At 68.7% G+C, this 18,940-nt stretch carries 23 protein-coding genes; 15 read left to right on the top strand and 8 right to left on the bottom strand.

The window, feature by feature from the left end; genetic code table 11:
- Positions 1-12: 12 nt before the first annotated feature.
- The 7 genes from OHS16_RS17685 to serC all read left to right on the top strand — a co-directional run bounded on the left by OHS16_RS17685 (position 13) and on the right by serC (position 6,505).
- Positions 13-1,446, top strand: a complete 1,434-nt coding sequence (locus OHS16_RS17685; RefSeq protein ID WP_328538173.1) for a sensor histidine kinase — start codon at positions 13-15, stop codon at positions 1,444-1,446.
- The gene (locus OHS16_RS17680; RefSeq protein WP_328538172.1) at positions 1,443-1,844 is read left to right on the top strand and encodes a roadblock/LC7 domain-containing protein; all 402 of its coding nucleotides are present in this window, start codon (positions 1,443-1,445) and stop codon (positions 1,842-1,844) included. Before OHS16_RS17685 ends, OHS16_RS17680 begins: the two co-directional genes overlap by 4 nt.
- Positions 1,841-2,218 carry a DUF742 domain-containing protein gene (locus tag OHS16_RS17675; RefSeq protein WP_328538171.1) on the top strand — a complete coding sequence of 126 codons (378 nt, stop codon included), beginning with the start codon at positions 1,841-1,843 and terminating at the stop codon, positions 2,216-2,218. The genes OHS16_RS17680 and OHS16_RS17675 overlap by 4 nt, the downstream gene beginning before the upstream one ends.
- Positions 2,199-2,810 (top strand): GTP-binding protein, encoded by a 612-nt coding sequence (locus tag OHS16_RS17670; protein WP_328538170.1) that lies wholly within the window; start codon positions 2,199-2,201, stop codon positions 2,808-2,810. The genes OHS16_RS17675 and OHS16_RS17670 overlap by 20 nt, the downstream gene beginning before the upstream one ends.
- Positions 2,807-4,021 carry a cytochrome P450 gene (locus tag OHS16_RS17665; protein ID WP_328538169.1) on the top strand — a complete coding sequence of 405 codons (1,215 nt, stop codon included), beginning with the start codon at positions 2,807-2,809 and terminating at the stop codon, positions 4,019-4,021. The genes OHS16_RS17670 and OHS16_RS17665 overlap by 4 nt, the downstream gene beginning before the upstream one ends.
- A 46-nt stretch (positions 4,022-4,067) precedes the next feature.
- On the top strand, positions 4,068-5,297 hold the full coding sequence (locus OHS16_RS17660) for a cytochrome P450 family protein (RefSeq protein ID WP_328538168.1): 1,230 nt from the start codon (positions 4,068-4,070) through the stop codon (positions 5,295-5,297).
- An 89-nt stretch (positions 5,298-5,386) separates the two neighbouring features.
- Complete coding sequence (serC, locus tag OHS16_RS17655) at positions 5,387-6,505, top strand: phosphoserine transaminase (protein ID WP_328538167.1); 1,119 nt, start codon at positions 5,387-5,389, stop codon at positions 6,503-6,505.
- A 66-nt stretch (positions 6,506-6,571) separates the two neighbouring features.
- Here serC and OHS16_RS17650 read toward each other — a convergent pair whose 3' ends face one another.
- The 3 genes from OHS16_RS17650 to OHS16_RS17640 form a co-directional block, all read right to left on the bottom strand.
- Positions 6,572-7,150, bottom strand: coding sequence for a TetR/AcrR family transcriptional regulator (locus tag OHS16_RS17650; RefSeq protein WP_328538166.1), 579 nt, complete (start codon positions 7,148-7,150; stop codon positions 6,572-6,574).
- Positions 7,147-8,646, bottom strand: a complete 1,500-nt coding sequence (locus tag OHS16_RS17645; RefSeq protein ID WP_328538165.1) for an MFS transporter — start codon at positions 8,644-8,646, stop codon at positions 7,147-7,149. The genes OHS16_RS17650 and OHS16_RS17645 overlap by 4 nt, the downstream gene beginning before the upstream one ends.
- 77 nt (positions 8,647-8,723) lie before the next feature.
- Positions 8,724-9,242 (bottom strand): GNAT family N-acetyltransferase, encoded by a 519-nt coding sequence (locus OHS16_RS17640; protein WP_328538164.1) that lies wholly within the window; start codon positions 9,240-9,242, stop codon positions 8,724-8,726.
- A 154-nt stretch (positions 9,243-9,396) separates the two neighbouring features.
- Here OHS16_RS17640 and OHS16_RS17635 point away from each other — a divergent pair, with 154 nt between their 5' ends.
- From OHS16_RS17635 to OHS16_RS17625, 3 genes are all read left to right on the top strand, one after another.
- Entirely contained in the window at positions 9,397-10,215 is an 819-nt protein-coding gene (locus OHS16_RS17635; protein WP_328538163.1) for a pentapeptide repeat-containing protein, read from the top strand.
- A gap of 121 nt (positions 10,216-10,336) precedes the next feature.
- Entirely contained in the window at positions 10,337-10,471 is a 135-nt protein-coding gene (locus OHS16_RS17630) for a hypothetical protein (protein WP_328538162.1), read from the top strand.
- A gap of 113 nt (positions 10,472-10,584) precedes the next feature.
- Positions 10,585-10,998 (top strand): PPOX class F420-dependent oxidoreductase, encoded by a 414-nt coding sequence (locus OHS16_RS17625; protein WP_328538161.1) that lies wholly within the window; start codon positions 10,585-10,587, stop codon positions 10,996-10,998.
- 8 nt (positions 10,999-11,006) lie between these two features.
- On the opposite strand, the gene OHS16_RS17620 is transcribed toward OHS16_RS17625, so the two are convergent.
- Complete coding sequence (locus OHS16_RS17620) at positions 11,007-11,996, bottom strand: WD40 repeat domain-containing protein (protein WP_328538160.1); 990 nt, start codon at positions 11,994-11,996, stop codon at positions 11,007-11,009.
- Between the two features lie 50 nt (positions 11,997-12,046).
- On the opposite strand from OHS16_RS17620, the gene OHS16_RS17615 reads away from it, so the two are divergent.
- Complete coding sequence (locus tag OHS16_RS17615) at positions 12,047-12,736, top strand: GDSL-type esterase/lipase family protein (protein ID WP_328540885.1); 690 nt, start codon at positions 12,047-12,049, stop codon at positions 12,734-12,736.
- Between the two features lie 130 nt (positions 12,737-12,866).
- Here the strand turns inward: OHS16_RS17615 and OHS16_RS17610 are convergent, their stop codons facing one another.
- Entirely contained in the window at positions 12,867-13,274 is a 408-nt protein-coding gene (locus OHS16_RS17610; RefSeq protein WP_328538159.1) for a hypothetical protein, read from the bottom strand.
- 84 nt (positions 13,275-13,358) lie between these two features.
- On the opposite strand from OHS16_RS17610, the gene OHS16_RS17605 reads away from it, so the two are divergent.
- The 4 genes from OHS16_RS17605 to OHS16_RS17590 all read left to right on the top strand — a co-directional run bounded on the left by OHS16_RS17605 (position 13,359) and on the right by OHS16_RS17590 (position 16,210).
- The gene (locus OHS16_RS17605; RefSeq protein ID WP_328538158.1) at positions 13,359-14,174 is read left to right on the top strand and encodes a helix-turn-helix domain-containing protein; all 816 of its coding nucleotides are present in this window, start codon (positions 13,359-13,361) and stop codon (positions 14,172-14,174) included.
- The gene (locus OHS16_RS17600) at positions 14,171-14,434 is read left to right on the top strand and encodes a DUF397 domain-containing protein (RefSeq protein WP_328538157.1); all 264 of its coding nucleotides are present in this window, start codon (positions 14,171-14,173) and stop codon (positions 14,432-14,434) included. Before OHS16_RS17605 ends, OHS16_RS17600 begins: the two co-directional genes overlap by 4 nt.
- Before the next feature lie 79 nt (positions 14,435-14,513).
- On the top strand, positions 14,514-15,170 hold the full coding sequence (locus OHS16_RS17595; protein WP_328538156.1) for a hypothetical protein: 657 nt from the start codon (positions 14,514-14,516) through the stop codon (positions 15,168-15,170).
- Positions 15,152-16,210 (top strand): hypothetical protein, encoded by a 1,059-nt coding sequence (locus OHS16_RS17590; protein ID WP_443042774.1) that lies wholly within the window; start codon positions 15,152-15,154, stop codon positions 16,208-16,210. Before OHS16_RS17595 ends, OHS16_RS17590 begins: the two co-directional genes overlap by 19 nt.
- A 188-nt stretch (positions 16,211-16,398) precedes the next feature.
- Here the strand turns inward: OHS16_RS17590 and OHS16_RS17585 are convergent, their stop codons facing one another.
- Genes OHS16_RS17585 through OHS16_RS17575 form a run of 3 tightly spaced genes read right to left on the bottom strand, consistent with a single transcriptional unit; the run spans position 16,399 to position 18,705 of the window.
- The gene (locus OHS16_RS17585; RefSeq protein ID WP_328538155.1) at positions 16,399-17,169 is read right to left on the bottom strand and encodes a contact-dependent growth inhibition system immunity protein; all 771 of its coding nucleotides are present in this window, start codon (positions 17,167-17,169) and stop codon (positions 16,399-16,401) included.
- A gap of 43 nt (positions 17,170-17,212) precedes the next feature.
- On the bottom strand, positions 17,213-18,382 hold the full coding sequence (locus OHS16_RS17580) for an RNase A-like domain-containing protein (RefSeq protein ID WP_328538154.1): 1,170 nt from the start codon (positions 18,380-18,382) through the stop codon (positions 17,213-17,215).
- Positions 18,382-18,705: a hypothetical protein gene (locus OHS16_RS17575; protein ID WP_328538153.1), complete on the bottom strand. Its 324-nt coding sequence runs from the start codon at positions 18,703-18,705 to the stop codon at positions 18,382-18,384. The genes OHS16_RS17580 and OHS16_RS17575 overlap by 1 nt, the downstream gene beginning before the upstream one ends.
- Positions 18,706-18,940 lie beyond the last annotated feature (235 nt).

The following is an 18,940-nucleotide window of genomic DNA, read 5'->3' as shown; positions in this document are numbered from 1 at the left end:
GGACTCCGCCAGATGACAGAGCGCCCCACGCTCCGCCCGACCGCACTGGCTCTGCTGATCTCCGTGATCGCTTCGGGCCTGCTCTGCGTATGGGCGGTGGCCGCAGCCCCCGGCCACATACGCACCCCACTCGCCTGGTGCTCCGCAGCGGTCGCGGTACTGCTGAGCGCCGCCGTCGCCACCGCGGTGCACGCGACCAGGACCGCCGGGGCACTCCGCACCCGGGTGGACCGGATGAGCGCCGAAGCCGCGCAGTTCGGCGCCCGGTCGGCCGAGCTCACCCACCGCTGCCACGCGACGGTCGCCGAGCTCACCGCCGACCACGAGGCCAGGACCGCCGAACTGACCGCCCGGTGCGACAACAGGATCGTCGAGCTCACCGCCGAGTTCCGCGAGAAGAGCGCCGAACTCACCGCCCGTACGGCCCGCGCGGAGTCGGTCCGCTCCGCGGCCATGTCCGCCGCGGCCAACGCGGCCGGCCGTATGCAGGCACTCGCCACCGGGATGCTCGCCGACCTGCGCGAGATGGAGCACCGGCACACCGACGAGGACGTGCTCGGCGATCTCCTCCACCTCGATCACCGCACCGCGCAGGCGGGCCGCCTCGCCGACTCCATCGCGGTGCTCGCCGGCGCCCGCTCCGGTCGCCGCTGGGCCAAGCCCATCGTCATGGAGTCGATCCTGCGCGGCGCGATGGGCCGTATCGCCGGCTACCAGCGCGTCCGGCTGCACTCCACCAGCGAGATCGCCATCGCCGGCCACGCCGCCGAAGGCGTGATGCACTGCCTCGCCGAGCTGCTTGACAACGCTGCCAACTTCTCGCCGCCCACCGCGGAAGTGCATGTGTACGTCGAGGAGGTCCCGGCCGGCATCATCCTCACCATCGAGGACAGCGGCCTGGTGATGAGCGATGTGCAGCTGCGGCGCGCCGAACGCGCCGTCACATCGGAGACCACCCAGCAGATCGACCTCGCCGGGCTCTCCGGAACCCGGCTCGGACTCGCCGTGGTGGGACGGCTGGCCCGTAAGCACGGCCTCACGGTGTCCTTCCGGCCGTCCGCCCGCGGCGGCACCGGGGTCCTGGTACTGCTTCCGCAGGAGCTCATCACCCGCCGTCCGCGGGTGCAGGAGCCTGCGCCCACCCCGGCGGCGCCGCCCACTTCCCTGCCGGTGCCCGAGCCGGCCGGCCGGACCGCCTCCGGGGACACCCCCACAGCAGCCGCCGAGCCCGAACCCGCCCACTCCACAGCTGAGTTGGGCATCAGCGGACTGCCCAAGCGGCGCCGCGGCCAGACCATGGCAGCCGCACACCCCACCGGGACGATCCCCGGCAGCACCCCCCAGCCTCGCAACACCACCACGTCCACGACATCCGCCGCGAGGTTCAGCACCTTCCGCCAGGCCGTACGTGGCGAATCCCCGGATCCGGAAGGCAGCACCTCATGAGCACCACGACCACCGACGAGAGGCTCAACTGGCTGCTGGAGAGCCTCCTGGAGCGCACACCGGGCGCCCGCCACGCCCTCGTGCTCTCCCGGGACGGTCTCAAGCTCTGCCGCACCCCCGGGCTCTCCGTCGACCAGGCCGACCAGCTGGCCGCCATCTCGGCCGGCATCCAGAGCCTCTCGCACGGCGCCTCCATGGAGTTCGGTGACGGCACCGGGGGCGTACGGACCGCCATGGCCGAGTTCTACGGCGGGGTGCTCTTCATCGTCGAGGCGGGTGACGGCGCCCATCTCTCGGTGATCGCCGACGAGTCGGCCGATGTCGGCCTGATCGGACACAACATGAGTGAGCTGGTCGAGCAGCTGGGCGAATACCTGAGTGCGGAGCCGCGAGCGTGAACCCCCCGGGCGCGAACAGGCCCAGGCCGGGGCGGGACGACGACCCGGACCGCCTCTACACCGTCACCGGTGGCCGCAGCAGGTCCGACGCCGCCGCCTTCGACCTGGTCACCCTGGTGGTGGGCGAGTGCGGTCCGACCCCGGGGATGCAGTCGGAACACGCCGCGATCCTGCGGATGTGCGAACACCCCACGGCGGTCGTCGAGATCGCCGCGGGGCTCGGTCTTCCCGTCTCCATCACCAGGATCCTGCTCTGCGACCTGCTCGACACAGGCCGGATCAGCGCCCGCCATCCGCGTACCGCACGCGGCGCCGACCGCCTTCCCGAACCTCACATCCTGGAGCAGGTGCTCGTTGGACTCCGCAACCTCTAACCAGAACGCCCTGGCCGGCACGGCCGACAACGGTCTGAAGATCGTCATCGTCGGTGGCTTCGGCGCAGGGAAGACCACCATGGTCCGCTCGGTCAGCGAGATCCGTCCGCTGAACACCGAGGAGACCATGACGCAGGCGGGGGCCGCGGTCGACAACCTCAACGGCGTCCACGCCAAGACCGCCACCACCGTCGCCTTCGACTTCGGCCGGATAAGCATCGACGAGCGGACCATCCTCTACCTCTTCGGCGCACCGGGCCAGGAGCGCTTCTGGTTCCTGTGGGACCGGCTGTTCTCCGGCACCCTCGGCGCCGTCGTCCTGGTCGACACCCGCAGGCTCGCCGACTCCTGGTACGCGATCGACCGCCTGGAGCACCACGGCACACCCTTCATCGTCGCCTGCAACGACTTCGGCGGCCCGGTGCACACCCAGGAACAGCTGCGGGACGCCCTGGATCTCTCCCCCGACATCCCGCTGGTCGACTGCGACGCCAGGGACCGCACGTCGAGCAAGTACGTCCTGATCACGCTCCTCCAGCACCTCCACGCCCTGTCGTCCGCGCCATCCGTCCGGGAGCCCAGCGCCACATGACCACCGAAACGCCGCCCACCGCACTGAGCGGCCCCCGCTTCCAGACGGAACCCACCCAGCTGTACCGGGAGATGCGCGGCGCGCACGGCCCGGTGGCCCCGGTACTCCTCGACGGCGACGTACCGGCCTGGCTGGTGCTCGACTACCGCGAGCTCCACCAGGTCACCGTCGACCCGGTGCTCTTCAGCCGCGACTCGGACCTGTGGAACCAGTGGGACCGCATTCCCGCCGACTGGCCGCTGCTGCCGATGATCGGCCGGAAGCAGCCTTCGATCCTCTACACCGTGGGCGAACGTCACCGTGAGCGCGCCACGATGATCGGCAACGCGCTCGAGGCGGTCGACCCCTTCGAACTGCGCGGGATCACCGAACAGTTCGCCGACGAGCTGATCAACTCCTTCTGCGGCACGGGCCGGACGGAAATCATCGGCCAGTACGCGATGCTGCTGCCGGTCCGGGTACTCGCCCATGTCTACGGCTTCGCCGACGAGGAGGGCCCGGCGCTCGTCAAGGCCCTCAACGACATGATCGACGGCCGTGAGCACGCTCTCGCGGGCCAGCAGCACCTCGGGGAATCCATGGCCCGGCTGCTGACCGACCGGCAGGCGGAGCCCGCCGACGACGTGGCCTCACGCATGCTGGCCGACCCCTCGGGCTTCACCGTGGAGGAGATCGCCCAGGATCTGATGGTCATGATGGCGGCCGGCCATCAGCCCACCGCCGACTGGATCGGCAACTCGCTGCGGCTGATGCTCACCGACGACCGGTTCGCCGCATCGCTCTCCGGTGGCCGGCACAGTATCGCCGAGGCCATGAACGAGGTGCTCTGGGAGGACACTCCCACCCAGAACGTCGCGGGCCGCTGGGCCTCCCGCGACACCACGCTGGGCGGCCGGCACATCCAGGCCGGCGACATGCTGCTGCTCGGTATCGCCGCCGCCAACGCCGACCCCCAGGTGCGCACCGACGGTTCCGCGCTGACCGGCGGCAACAACGCCTTCTTCTCCTTCGGTCACGGCGAGCACCGCTGCCCGTTCCCGGCGCAGGAGATCGCCGAGGTCATCGCCCGCACCGGCATCGAGATCATCCTCGACCGTCTTCCCGACGTCGATCTCGCGACCGACGCGTCCGCGCTCACCAGGCGGCCCTCCCCCTGGCTGCGGGGGCTGTCCACGCTGCCCGTCACCTTCACCCCGGTTCCGGCGCTGTGACTCCCGAGGCGCCACAGCACGCCCTTCCCCGCCCTTGGAGGCATCCATGACCTGCCCGGTCGACCACGACTCCATCGCCCTGGACCCCCTCGTCCAGGACCTGGACGCCGAGAGCGCCGCCCTGCGCGCGGCCGGCCCGCTGGCCCGCGTCGTCCTGCCGGGCGGGGTGGCCTGCTACGCGGTGACCCACCACGCGGCGGCCAGGCAGCTGCTCACCGACGCACGGCTGGTCAAGGACATCAACGCGTGGGGCGCCTGGCAGCGCGGCGAGATCCCCCTGGACTGGCCGCTGATCGGTCTGGCCAATCCGGGCCGCTCCATGCTCACGGTGGACGGCACCGAGCACCGCAGGCTGCGCACCCTCGTGGCGCAGGCGCTGACCGTACGGCGGGTGGAACGGCTGCGCGCGGGCATCGAGAAGCTCACCACCGGGATGCTGGACCGGCTGGCGGAGGTACCGGCGGGCGAGACCGTCGACCTGAAGGCCGAGTTCGCCTATCCGCTGCCGATGAGCGTGGTCAGTGAGCTGATGGGGGTGGACGCCGCGGACCACCCCCGGCTGAAGACCCTCTTCGAAAAGTTCTTCTCCACCCAGACGCCGCCGGAGGAGGTCCCGCAGATGATGGCGGACCTCGGGGCGCTCTTCGCCAAGATCGTCGAGTCGAAACGGGCGAACCCGGGCGACGACCTGACCAGCGCGCTGATCTCCGCGTCCGAGGACGGTGACCACCTCACCACCGAGGAGATCACCAACACCCTTCAGCTCATGATCGCCGCCGGCCACGAGACGACCATCAGCCTGATCGTCAACGCGGTGGTCGCCCTCCAGTCCCACCCCGAGCAGCGCAGGATGGTGCTGAGCGGCGAGGTGCCCTGGGAGAACGTCATCGAGGAGACACTGCGCTGGTCGACCCCGACCTCGCACGTACTGATCCGGTTCGCCGCCGAGGACATCGAGGTCGGCGACACCGTCCTCCCCAAGGGCGAGGGCCTGATCGTCTCGTTCGGTGCGATCGGCCGGGACGAGCAGGCGCACGGTCCGACCGCGGGTGACTTCGACATCACCCGGGCCCCCAACCGGCACATCTCCTTCGGACACGGACCGCACGTCTGCCCGGGGGCGGCGCTCTCCCGTCTGGAGGCCGGTGTCGCCCTGCCCGCCCTGTTCGGCCGCTTCCCGGAACTGCATCTCGCGGTCCCGGCGACGGAGCTGCGCAACAAGCCCGTCGTCACCCAGAACGACCTCTACGAGCTGCCGGTGAAGCTCGGCGGCTGACGGGCCGGCCCCGTTCACGAGTCGGAGCGCCCGTCTCACCCGGCGGACCTGTCGTCCATTTCCGCCCGGAACCGACTACGCTCCGGCTCGTGGCTGAGATCCGGATTCCCGCTGACATCAAGCCCGCCGACGGCCGTTTCGGCGCGGGCCCCTCCAAGGTGCGTACGGAGGCGCTGGACGCCCTCGCTGCCACCGGCACCTCACTCCTGGGTACGTCCCACCGCCAGGCCCCGGTCAAGAACCTGGTCGGCGCTGTGCGCTCGGGTGTGCGCGACCTCTTCCAGCTCCCCGATGGCTACGAGGTGATCCTGGGCAACGGCGGCTCCACCGCCTTCTGGGACATCGCGACGCACGGGCTCATCGAGTCCAAGTCGCAGCACCTCAACTTCGGCGAGTTCTCGTCCAAGTTCGCCAAGGCGTCGAAGCTCGCCCCGTGGCTGGCCGACCCCACCGTCATCGCCTCCGACCCGGGCACCCACCCGGACCCGAAGGCCGAGGCGGGCGTGGACGTCTACGCCCTCACGCACAACGAGACATCGACCGGTGTCGCGGCCCCCATCAAGCGGGTCGCGGGCGCCGACGAGGGCTCCCTCGTCCTGGTGGACGCCACATCGGGCGCGGGCGGCCTGCCGGTCGACATCACCGAGACCGACGTCTACTACTTCGCCCCGCAGAAGTCCTTCGCATCCGACGGCGGACTGTGGATCGGCATCTTCTCCCCGGCTGCCCTGGAGCGCACGGCACGCGTCCACGCCTCCGGCCGGCACATCCCCGAGTTCTTCTCGCTGCCCACGGCGATCGACAACTCGCTCAAGAACCAGACGTACAACACGCCTGCCCTGGCCACGCTGTTCCTGCTGAACGAGCAGCTGAACTGGATGAACACCCAGGGCGGCCTCGACTTCACGGTCGGCCGTACGGCGACCTCCTCGCGCACCCTGTACGGCTGGGCCGAGGACTCGAAGTACGCCACCCCGTTCGTCACCGACCCGGCGAAGCGCTCGCAGGTCATCGGCACCATCGACTTCGCCGACGAGATCGACGCGACGGCCGTCGCCAAGGTGCTGCGCGCCAACGGCATCGTGGACACCGATCCCTACCGCAAGCTGGGCCGCAACCAGCTGCGGGTGGCCATGTTCCCGGCGGTGGACCCGAAGGACGTCGAGGCGCTGACCGCGTGCATTGACTACGTCATCGAGAAGCTGTAACGACACGACTGCCGCTCGTACGGTGTGGGCCCGGGAGCTGTAGCTGCCGGGCCCACGTCCTGTCCCTCAGCCGTCGATCAGCCGCTGCAGCGCCGGCGCGCAGAGATCGGCCAGCCGCTCGGGGGTGGCGTCCTCACCCGCGCCCGGCCGGTGCAGGCTGAGCGCCGCGCCGAGTCCCAGCAGCTGCCCGGCGATCAGCTCCGCCCGCAGCTCGCGCTCCGCGCCGGGCAGCCGGGCGGCCAGCCGGGCGGTGACCTGCTCGCGGAAGCGTTCCTTCAGCAGGGAGCGCTCGTCCTCGATGCCCAGCGAGAAGACCACCCGCAGCAGCGGGTCGGCCTGCTGGGCCCTTCTGCTGCGCACGAGGGTGAGCACCAGGTGCCTGCCGAGACCACCGAGCGGGGCGCCGAAGAGCTCGTCGGCCGCCGCCCCGAAGTCGGCGACCGTGTGGAACAGCTGCTCCTTGGTCCCGAACCGTTTGACGATCAGCGAGGCACTGACCCCTGCGTCCGCGGCGATCCCGCGCATGGTCACCTCGGCGTACGGACGCCGGGTGAAGGCGCGCCGCGCGGCGAGCAGGATGGCGTCCCGGCCCGTCGGCGCGATCTGCGAAGCCGCCGTGCCGGTATCGGTACCGCGTGCGGTCATGCGCCCTCCTGAGCCGGCACCCTCGGTCCCCGGACCCCGACGTTACCGGCGGGCCCCACCGAACGGCCCGGAAGGCAGAGCGTTACGGCCAGCGCGGCGAGCGCGGCGCCGCCCGCGATGAGGAAGACCAGCAGATACGCGTGCAGGGTGGGCGCCGTTCGGCCGCCGGCCCGGAAGGTGAGGTTCGCCAGTACGGCGGCGACCACCGCGCTGCAGAAGGCCTGGCCGACCGAACGCATCAGCGTGTTCAGCCCGTTGGCCGCCGCGGTCTCACTCACCGGTACCGCGCGCATGACCAGCGAGGGAAGCGCGGAGTACGCGAGCGCCGTGCCCGATGACACGACAGTGGCGCCCACGATGATCAGCCACAGGCTGTGGCTGGTGTAGAAGCGCACCACATAGCCCACGGCCAGGACCACCGATGCCACCGCGAGCGTCACCTTGGGCCCGTAGGCGGCGGACATCCTCGCGGACACCGGTGACAGAGCCACCATCGAGAGCCCGCCGGGCAGCAGACACAGCCCGCCGACCACGATGGACGCCCCCAGCCCGTATCCGGTGCTCTTCGGCTCCTGCACCATCTGCGCGGTGGCCAGCGAGTTGGCGTAGAAGGCAAACCCGATCAGCAGGGCGGCGACATTGGCGAACAGCACCGAGGGCCGTGCCGAGACCCTCAGGTCGACCATCGGCGAGGAGACGCGCAGCTCGTACCGGCCCCACACCAGCGCGATCACCACGGACGCCGCGAACAGCCCGACGACCCGGGTGGACCCCCATCCCCATCCACCGCCCTGCGTGGTGGCGAGCAGCAGACAGACCAGCGCGGCGCTCAGCCCGACGGCCCCCACCGCGTCGAAACGGCCGCGGGTGCGCAGCGGCGACTCCGGAACGACGAGCATCACCAGCACGATGTCCAGCAGCCCGAGCCCGGCCGACGCCCAGAACATCGTGTGCCAGTCGGAGTGTTCGACGACCAGCGCGGCGACCGGCAGACCCACGGCCGCGCCGATGCCCATCGTCGAACTCATCAGCGCGACGGACGACAGCACCCGAGCGGGCGGCAGCTCGTCCCGCATGATGCTGATCCCGAGCGGTACGACGGCGATCGCGGCGCCCTGGAGGGCGCGCCCGACGATCAGTACCCCGATGTGCGAGCTGACCGCGCAGAGCGCGGACCCGACGACGAGCACCCCGAGCGCGGCGACCAGGACCCGCCGCTTCCCGTACATGTCCCCGACCCGCCCGAGCACCGGTGTGGCCACGGCCCCGGTCAGCAGCGTCACGGTGACCAGCCAGCTGGCTGCGGAGGGCGTGCAGCCGGTGAGCGCGGGAACGTGCGGCAGCAGCGGCACGACGAGCGTCTGCATCACGGCGACCACGACGCCGCAGAAGGCGAGCACCCCGACGACGAGACGAGGGTGCGGGGCCTCTTCGACCTCTTCGGCGGAGCCCGCGGGTCCGGCGGGCCGGGCGGGCTCGGGTATCTCCGGGGGCATCGCTCTCCGTCGGTCCTTCCTCAGGGGTGCACAAGCGTTCACCCCAGGGTAAACGCTTGTGCACCCCGTCGGTACCCTCAGGTCACCCCAGCCGGAGCGCACCACCGCACCTCGCCGTCCCGCCGCTCCCCCGTCGGCACGAGACCCACCGCACGGGCGACGGCGGCGGACGCCGAGTGATCCGGGTGGATGTGCGCGACGACCGTATGCACATCGGGCTCGGCGGCGAGCCGCGCCACCAGCCCTGCCGCGGCCTCCCTGGCGATCCCCCGCCCCTGCCACGCAGTGCCCACCACCCAGGCGAGCTCCGCGACACCCCGCCCGACCGTGGCCTGCACCGTCCCCGTCAGGCACTCGTCGGCGCGCAGCCGGATCACCCAGTTCCACCAGGTCACCGCGGGATCGGACGAGCCCGCGAGCTGCCGGGCGTACCGGGCGCGCAGGCCGTCCACGGCTTCGGGCCGGCCGCCGATGAAGCTGTGCAGGGCCGGGTCGGACAGCACATCGGCCATCTCGTCCGCGTACGCGGCGCGCAGCGGCAGCAGGTCGAGCCGTTCGGTGGAGAAGGCCGGGGGGCCGGGTCTCGGAGGCGGCATGGGGGCGAGACTACGCAGCGGCGGCCGGCCGCCGCACGGCCGTTCCGGCCGGCCGGGCGCGCGGCCGTAACGGCGTGCGGGGGCGGCCGTAAAGTGAACCCTCCGGAGCCGCCCGCCCCCGTCAGCCGACCACCCGTCAGAAGGACTCGCCCCCGTGCCCGAAGAGCTCACGCCGCTCACCCTGCGAGGCGACTGTGCGAACTGCTTCGGGCTCTGCTGTGTCGCGCTTCCCTTCGCCGCCTCCGCCGACTTCGCGGTCGACAAGCCGGCCGGCCGGGCCTGCACCAATCTGCGCACCGACTTCCGCTGCGGCATCCACAGCCGCCTCAGGGACGAGGGCTTCCAGGGCTGCACGGTGTACGACTGCTTCGGCGCGGGCCAGCACGTCTCCCAGGTCGTCTTCGGCGGACGGGACTGGCGGCGGGATCCCGGGACCGCCCGGCAGATGTTCGACACGTTTCCGGTCGTACGGCAGCTCCATGAACTGCTCTGGTATCTGGCCGAAGCGCTCACCCTGGCCCCGGCCCGCCCCGTCCACACCGATCTGCGCCGGCTCGCCGGCACCATCGAGGCCCTCACGCACGGCACCCCCGATGCGCTCACCGCACTGGACGTCGGAGCGCACCGCGCGGAGGCCAACACCCTGCTGCTGCGCACCAGCGAACTCGTGCGCGCCCAGGCCGGCGGCAAGAAGAAGAACCGACGGGGCGCCGACCTGATGGGTGCCCGGCTGCGTGGCGCCGACCTCAGGGGCGCCAACCTCCGCGGGGCCTATCTGATAGCGGCCGACCTCACCGGCGCGGACCTGCGGCTGGCCGACCTGATAGGCGCCGACCTGCGCGACACGAACCTCAGCGGCGCCGACCTCACCGGCAGCTTCTTCCTCACCCAGCCCCAGCTGAACGCCGCCAGGGGCGACACCGCGACCACACTGCCCCCGTCGCTGACCAGACCGGGGCACTGGGCACCGTAGCGTCCTGACGTACTGCACGGATGTCCGTCGTTCACCCGGACGGACGGTCACGAGCGCTCCCGGCATGCCGGGCCTGCCCACCCCACCACGATGCTCTGAGAGCATCCCTCAGGAGGCCCTCATGGCTGCCGCAGCAGTCGAGCACCCCTGTGACGGCGAGCCGCCGACCCTGGCACCGCTCCCGGCCTCCATCGGTGCCGAGGTCACTCTCGACGTCGCGGCGCTCCTGCTTGCGGGCACCAGGACCCCCGCCTAAGGCTGAAAGGACCGGGCGTTGCACCGGGCCCGCTCGGCCCGTTCACACCCGGCCGACCCACTGGACGCCCGCCACGGGGTGACACGGCGCGGAGACCGTGCATCCATGGAGGCATGACCCCATCACCGCCCAGCCCGGCGACCGGCCCACTCGCCCCGCTCGCCAAGCAGAAGGCCATCCTGCTCACCACCCGCAAACGCGACGGCACGACCGTCGGCACACCGGTCTCCATCGCCGTCGAGGGCGACCACGCCTACATCCGTACGTACTCATCCGCCTGGAAGGTCAAGCGGATGCGGAACTTCCCCGAGGTGGAGATCGCGCCATCCACGATGCGCGGCAAGCGGACCGGTCCCGTCGTCAGGGCACGCGTGCGGCTGCTCGACCCGGGCAGCGCGGAGAACACCCACGCCGCGCAGGTCATCGCCCGTAAGTACCCGATCGTGCACGGCGCCCTGGTGCCGTTCGCCCATCGGCTGAAGCGCGAGCGGACCCTGCACTACGAAGTCCGCGCCCTCGACACCTGACGGCCGGCTCAGCGGCGCCGGAACAGTTTCCGCACCGCCAGGAACAGCACGAACAGGCCACCGAAGACCGCCACGCCCCATGCGGTCGGGGAGAGCCCCGATCCGTCTCCGCCGTCCGCGGAACCGGCGCCCTGGGGCGACGTCCCGGACCCCCCTCGCGGCCCCTTCGGCTTTTCCACCGCGAACCGCTCCACTCGGCTCTGCGCCCCCTCCGAGCCCATCATCAGCGCCGACCCGTCGGGGGTGTAGGTCACCGACTCGGCCTGGCCCTGGAACGGCACACTCAGCTCGTGCACGGCGCCGAGCCCGCCGTCGCCGCCCGGCTTCCAGGCGTACGTCCATGCCCCCAGGTAGCCACGCACCGTCAGCTGCTTGCCGTCCGGCGAGAACGCCCCGTCGGTCACCCACGGCACGTGGCCGATCCGCCGGAAGACATTGGTCTTCGCCGCCGAGAGCTTCCCGGGCCCCACGTACAGGCCGCCGCCCTTGTCCTCGTTCTTCGACGCGATGTAGACCCGCCCGGTCTTCGGCTGGACCATCAGCGCCTCGGCGTTCCGCGCGCCGTCGGCGTACTTCACGGTGTACTGGGTGGCCCGGACCGTCGCGTCCTTCAGCTGCTTGGGCTCCGGGAAACGGTAGATCCAGACGTGGTCCCAGGCGCCGTCGAGGTTGTCCCCGATGTCCCCGACATAGATGTCCCCGTCGGGCCCGATCGAGATCGCCTCGACATCACGCGGCGCCCCGACCCCGCGCATGGTCACCCTCGCCACCGTCTCGCCGGTCCTCGAGTCGACGGCGTAGACGTACGGGCCGTCGCTGCTGTCGTTGTGCGTCCAGTAGATCCCCGGGTGCAGCCGGCTCGCGGCCAGACCGCTGGACTCCGTGATGCGTGGGTCCCTGAGGGTGAACCCGCCGTCGTCGGCGGCGGCGGGGACGGCGGGAACCATGGCGAAAAGGACAGAGGCCGCGGCCCCGGCGACGTACGGAAGCGAACGCATGACCCCAAGATTGCCACCCTTTCGCCATCGGCGATGATGACCGGATGCGTCTGAGGATGATGTTCGTCGGTGACTCCATGACCATAGGCCGCGCCGGCGATTACACCTGGCGCTACCGCATGTGGCAGCACCTGGGTGACGGCTGCGAGTTCGTCGGCCCGAGCGTGGAGCTCCACGAGGCGAGTACGGCCTATGCCGACCCCGCTTTCCCCGCCGACGCCCGCCGCCATCTCGCCGGCTGGGGCAAGGGCTGGCAGCACATGGCCCCGCTGATACGTGAGGCGCTGGCCGACCATCCCGCCGATGTGCTGCTGATCTCGCTGGGCCTGATAGACCTCGGCTTCTACACCGACGCGCAGGAGACCGCCCGCAACGCCCGCCGGTTCATCGACGAGGCGCGGAAGGCGAACCCGCACATCCGCGCAGTGATCCTCCCGGTGATCCCGAACGTCAGGGCCGAGACGGACGCACCGTTCGCGGCGGAGGTCGACCGCTTCAACGCCTTCCTCGCGGAGGCGGTCGCGGACCTGGACCGGCCGGTGTCCCCACTGCTCCTGGCCTCACCACCCGAGTCCTACGACATCCACACGGACACCTACGACGGCACCCACCCGAACGCGAGCGGCGAGCACAAGCTGGCGGGTGCCCTCGCCGACGCGATGTACCGGGCGTGGGGAGTGGGGGCAGCGTACCGGCAGACGGCACCCGAGGCCGCTCCGGAGGCGCTGATCTCCGGCTGAGGCCGCCGTCGCAGCCCTGGCCCCCGGCAGCCCGATCCCGTCACTCGCGGTCCGGCAGCCCTGCACACGCGGGCGGAAGCCTCTGACACCTCCGGTGACGGTTGCCCTTCCACGGGAAACGATGACGCGTTCACCGCACCGCATCGAGGGCACGTCCGACCATTTCATGCAGTAAGCCGGCATCGACGAACGGAACTTCGCCCGTGGGCGGCGACTGCCACGCCAGCGGCCAGGTCGCCCCGTCCAGCGCCGGCACTCCCACGTACGCCGCACAGCCTCCTCCACGGCCGAGTGCCCGCGCCCCGGCGGGCCAGCGGTACGCGGCGGCGGTTTGCGGCGGCAACAGGAAGTACGTGTTCCGCGCGCCGGTCTCCTCACGCACGATCGGCCCGGCCCTGAAGTCCGTGAACTGCATGATCTCGTAGGCCACTTGTTCGCCCAGGAAGCCCTCGATCCGTACGGCGTCGAAGTGAATACCGGCATGTCGCAGTGCATGCCCGGAGGCCGGAACCCAGGATGGGGAAGTTTCGCGGTTCATGAATCAGACAGTTGCGCACCGGGGTTGAATGTGACCAGCACCACACGATGACCGTGCACGTCTGTGCACTCGGGGGAGGACGTTGTGCACACCGGTGAACGCAGTGCCGGCACCCAGCGGATGTTCGGCTCGTTACTCCGCTTCCACCGGGAAAGGGCCGGGATCTCACAGGACGCTCTGGCTCAGCGCGTCGGGTTCTCGAAGTCCCAAGTGGCCATGGTGGAGCGCGGGGAGCGGCCCCCGAAGGGAGATTTCGTTCCGGTCGCGGACGAGGCGCTGGGTGCACAGGGTGCACTTCTCGCGGCTGCGAAAGAGCTGCGGGTCAGCCATTTGCCTGCTTGGACGGAGGAGTACGCGGAGGAGGAGAAGCGGGCCACCGCCCTCCACACGTACGCGAATCACGTGATCCCGGGCCTCCTTCAGACCGAGGCCTACGCTCGAGCAGTCTTCAATTGCAATTACTGCCCACCGCTGGACGACGAAGAGATCGAAGCGCAGGTAACAACCCGGCTGGAGCGCCAGAACCTCCTCACCCGAAGGCCTCTGCCGGTAGTCGGCTTCGTACTCGAACAGGCCACACTCACCCGCCCGCTCGGCGGACCTGCGGTTCTCAAGGGGCAGCTCCAGCACGTCATCGACGTGGGGCGATTGAGGAACGTCGAGATCCAGGTCATGCCCCACGACCGGCGGTCGCACGCCGGCCTAGCCGGCCCGATGATCCTCTTGGAGACAACGGAACGGCCGCAACTCGCCTATGTGGAAGGGCAGAACGGGGGCTACTTCGTAAGGGAACAACCCGACGTGGGCCGTCTGTTCGGCAAATATGGCATTCTGCGAGCCCAGGCTCTCACGCCCGAAGAATCCGCGGCACTCATCGAACAGGTGGCACAAGGCCTATGAGCACGGCATCGGACTGGTTCAAAAGCAGCCACAGCGGCAGCCACGGTGAATGTGTCGAAGTCACGGCGCTATGGACCAAGTCCACCTACAGCGCTGAGCAGGGCGAGTGCATAGAGGTGGCCGCCACGCCAGCCGCCATTCACGTTCGCGACTCCAAGGACATCGCCCGCCCCGCCCTCGCCTTCTCCCCTGCCGCCTGGGCAGCCTTCACGCAGACTGCTACGGGAACCGATATGCCAGCTTTCTGGCCCCTCACGTAGAAGTTCGCACTGGTGAACTCGCCACCCCCCAGTTAACGTTGGTACGTCTGAGTAACTTTCCCCCCACTGGGAGTCGCTAGTGAACCGCCGCCCCTTGCCTGTCGCTGCCGCACTTACGGCTGCAGCAGCCCTCCTACTGACGGCCTGCGGCAGCGGCGACGACAGCCCGAAGGGCAACAACAAGATCGCAGGCGCCGACAGCAGCGCCACTGCGAAACCGGCGTCGCCGAGCGCGAGCCCCTCTGACACTGCGGGCCGCCCGAAGATCACGCTCGCCAAGGACATGCAGAACGTCTTCGAGGGCGGGAAGACCGGGGACCCGGTGAAGGACGCGATCCTCCACGACAGCTCGCAGCGAATCAGTTCGCTCGACGATGCGATCAATGCCCGATCATTGAAGAGGCCTGCGTTCGGCTTCTACAACGCGGAGGATGCAGCTCTGTCCGCAGCGAAATGGGTGCAAGGATTCTTCGATTCCGGCATCACCTGGACGGGAAGAGTTCGCTACTACGACCGCAAGGTCACTTCGTTGAAGAGCAACGTGGCAACGCTGACGTACTGTTCGGATGAGTCGAAGTCATACAACAAGGACCTGAAGACTGGCAAAAAGTCCGGCGAAGTGGCTAACTCTGCCGACTCCCTGGTCTTCTACAACACGCGCTTGAAGAAGAACAGCGACGGTGTCTGGCAGACCACCGACGTCTTCTCGCAGCGGGGATCCAAGCAGTGTCAGTGACAGCCAAGTGGACAAGGCCCTGGATCGGCCTCGCGCTGGGAGTCGCGTTGTCGCTGACAGCCCAACCAGCCTTCGCCGGCGGCAGCCGCGGAGCGGGAGGCGCGACAGAGAGTGACCCTAAGGATCCAAGCGGGCCGAAAGACACCCTCTACGCCACGGCGATCCAATTCGACGAGTCAAAGAACGGCACCAACAAGTCGGCCGCGCCGGTGACACCTGTCACGAACTGGACCCCGCCCGCCTGCTGGTACGAGCCGAAGTGGTCTCCTGCCCAGTTCAAGAAGGAGTTCCAGAGACGCTGGGACATACCGGACTTCAGTGGTGCGGGCGAGGCCCACTCGATGGACCAGGACCACTACATCAAGGGCAACCCCTACAAGGACTTCAACAAGTCCCAGACGGGGAAGGGCATGTGGTGGGACGCCGTTCGGGACAAGACCCGGGAGGAGGCAGGCGACCCTGCCGCCTTCGAGTGCGACACAGCCACCTTCTGGGTCAAGAACGGCGAGACTCCCAAGGTCAAGAACGCCGTCACACCCGAGATCCTTTCCCAGCTGGCCTACAACAAGATCAAGGTCCCCGACACCAGGGTCACCCTCGCCCCCGGCAACACCACCAAGGTGAACCTCCCCACCTGGGCATGGCTGGACAAAGCGCAGTTCAAGCCGGTCTCCGTGACCGCCGCTCTCAACGCAGGCGGTGTCAACATCCAGGCCACCACCACGGCTGAGCCCACATCCCTCACCATCGAGCCCGGCACCAGCGACGCGAGCACATTCCCGGCCTCCGGCGAGTGCCCGATCGACGACAACGGCCACATCGGCGAGCCCTACGCCACGGGCAAGGCAGACAAGACGCCGCCCTGCGGAGTCGAGTACCTGCGGTCCTCCGGGAACGGCACCTACCGGCTCAAAGCCACCATCACCTGGAAGATCCACTGGACGGGCACCGGCGTGACCGGCGAGAAGCCTCTGCCGGACGGCGAGTTCGGGGCCACCCAGGACGTGACCGTCCAAGAGATCCAGGCCATCAACCGGTAGACCGGTACAGGAGAGAACCGAGCGAAACGGATCTGCGGACGTTCGTTGAACGCCTAGCCGCCCGCCACCGATGCTCGTCGCCCGCCTGCCCTGCCCAATCGACCCAACGATGTGTCAGCCACCTGCGCGGGCGCCTCGGTCGGGGCCTTCATCGACAGGCCGTCATTTTCACTCTTCGGACAGTCGACTCATCCCAGCTGAGCGGCCGACCGCTTGTCGTGCGGCGGATACGCAGGGTTCCGGCCTATGGGGGGTTCGTAGCCCACCTCTTCGATATGGGAGCGCAGCCGTTTCGCAATGTGGTCCATCCACTGGGTATACGTCAGGCCGTCCGGTGGCATGAGTCCGCAGCCGAGCTCTACGACCGCATGATCCAAACAGCCTTCATCGGGGCAGAGTTCGCGCAACTCATCAACCTCCCGCGCCACGGCCACGATTTCGAAATCCGCCCCATCAGCCCCAGTTCCTGCTGCAACCCACTCGTCCAGTACGTCATCGTGTGGAGCCTCGACGTCCTGATGAAAAGAACCACCAAGGAGGTTCGACAGATTGGGCAGAAGCTCACGCCACTCCCAGCTGGTCTCGGGAATCGCCGTCTCGGCCACCTCGCCACCCTCGGTGAACGCGGCAAGGTGGGGCAGCATCGCGATCAGGCAGTCTTCGCGGGTGCGGCCGGGGGGCGTGATCATCGGCGCCATGGAGGCCAGGTTGGAGGCCACATCAGCCTCGTCGAGACCGTACTTGAGCACATCCAGAATCTCGCGGCTCGCCCGGAACGCCCGGCCCGGATAGTAGGTCGCCATCCGCAAATAGCTGCGCATCGCCTTCGACGGGACTTCATCGGTGTCGGTGTATGCATTCTCGTCGACCACCGCCGAGTAGGCCTCCAGCAGCAGCCGCAGCTCCGGCAGCCACTCTGCCCACGGCGCCTCATCGTCGAAAATATCTGGTTGCGTCATGTTCCACGGCCTCCTGCGGTCACGCAAGTGACCGCACGCCTCGTCAGCCTAGCGGGTGGGTAGTAAGGATGTAATAGCCACCAGGCGCGTTAGGGTCGGGTTTCAACACAACCCGGACACCCTGAACATCTTGAGCGCCCCTGCCTGATTGCCAATCCTCTCGGGACAGCGAACGTCCGGTAACTTCGCCGGAATTTTTCAGTTCGAATGGCCTCGGCGCACCCTTGGTCTGCGTCTTAAGCCATTTTGCTATTTGATATTTGTTGGCGTCAATGGCTCGCTGTGAGAACCGTTGGGCATCAACCACACTCTTGTACGTAGAAACCGACTCTGGCCCGTCCTTCGATTTGGCAAGGCGATCGCCCATTTGTTGCTCGCTCCGGCCCACATGCTCCGTGACGCCGTGGCCGCCGTACCCCTCATCCTTGAGCGGGTCTGCTTCACGGGGCTGTTGAGGCTGGGGTCCCTTACGGCTGGAGCGGCTCCAGGCGTTGTAGTCCCCCTCGGACATGGCCGTCATGAAGTCGCCCAGGCCCTTGTAGGCGAGGGCTCCACCGCCCGCGATGGCTGCGGTACTGACGACATTCACAGGTACCCCGATGAAGGCACCCACCCCGGTGGCGTCGAGGGCTCCACCGGCGATATCGCCACCGGCGCCGACACTCATCAGCCAGACCCCCGCCGCAGTCTCGAAAACGCCCGTGAGGGATTCCTGGCTGAAGATCACCTGCATTACATTGGCGACTTCGACTCCGGTGTCTTCCAGTGGGTCGACCACCCACTTCTTCCACCAGGGATGCTTCTTCGGTTCTTGCGTCGCCTCCGGCTTGGCCCGCGTGGTGATGCCGTTGAACGCGTCAAGCGGCGAGATCCCGTCGCCGAAGTCGTGAGGCCCCTTCGCCTCATCGAACATGTGCAGCCGAAGCTTGATCTCCCCGGACACGTTGTGCAATTCCGTCCCCAGTGAACCGGGCAAGCCCACGAACGGAGAGATGGGGGCGGTCGGCAGGAGCACCCCGCTGCCGGCGGAGGTCTCCTGGACGCGTTGCAGTTCGGGGCTATTGGTAGCCCGCTTACCGGGGTCGAGTGCACCCTGAACCTCGGTGAGTATTGAACCGATGTGGCGGTGCAGCGCGGCAGCACCGGAGCTCGCCTTTTCCAGATCCCGCGCGAGCTTCGCGACCTTTTCCTCGTCGAACCCCCTGAAGTCCATCAGTGGCCACTCTGGTGCTTAGCGGCGTGCTTCGCTCGTTCGTCGAGGTCGCGGGCGTCGTTGTCCCAACGCCGGGCATCAGCGACCAGTTCATCCGCCATCTTGTGGAGCGCACGACTACGCTGCTGCAGCGTCGCCGTGGTGGAACTCGCGTAAGGCCCTTTCCATATTGCTATTCGGCCCTTGCCAGTACCCGCTGCCTGCTTCACCTCACTGTCGAGATAAGTACCTAGGCTGTGCGCGGCAGTACGGGCCCGACGTGCTGCTGAACGTAACGTCTCAGCACGGTTCTTCAGTTCGGCTGAAGAATCTGCCTCTGCCATGAAACCCCCATAGTGTCAGCGGGTGCACTGCGCACCCAATCCTAGGGTTCGGCTGAGCGCGACTCCAGTCGGTCCTGCGGAGGGTCGCAGTGCACCTCTGCGCAAGAGCGAGGGCCGGGCTGGTGGCTTGCTCAACTGGCGCTGCTGAAGTGGTGTTCGCGATTTCAACGAACGTCCGCTGCGGGAGTCGTCCCACGACAACGATTGATTGAATGCATGGCCAGGTGCTCCGAGT

It is taken from the genome of Streptomyces sp. NBC_00344 (assembly GCF_036088315.1).
Taxonomy (GTDB): domain Bacteria; phylum Actinomycetota; class Actinomycetes; order Streptomycetales; family Streptomycetaceae; genus Streptomyces.
The sequence above is the reverse complement of the archived record's forward strand: the minus strand, read 5'-3'. Positions and strand labels throughout refer to the sequence as shown.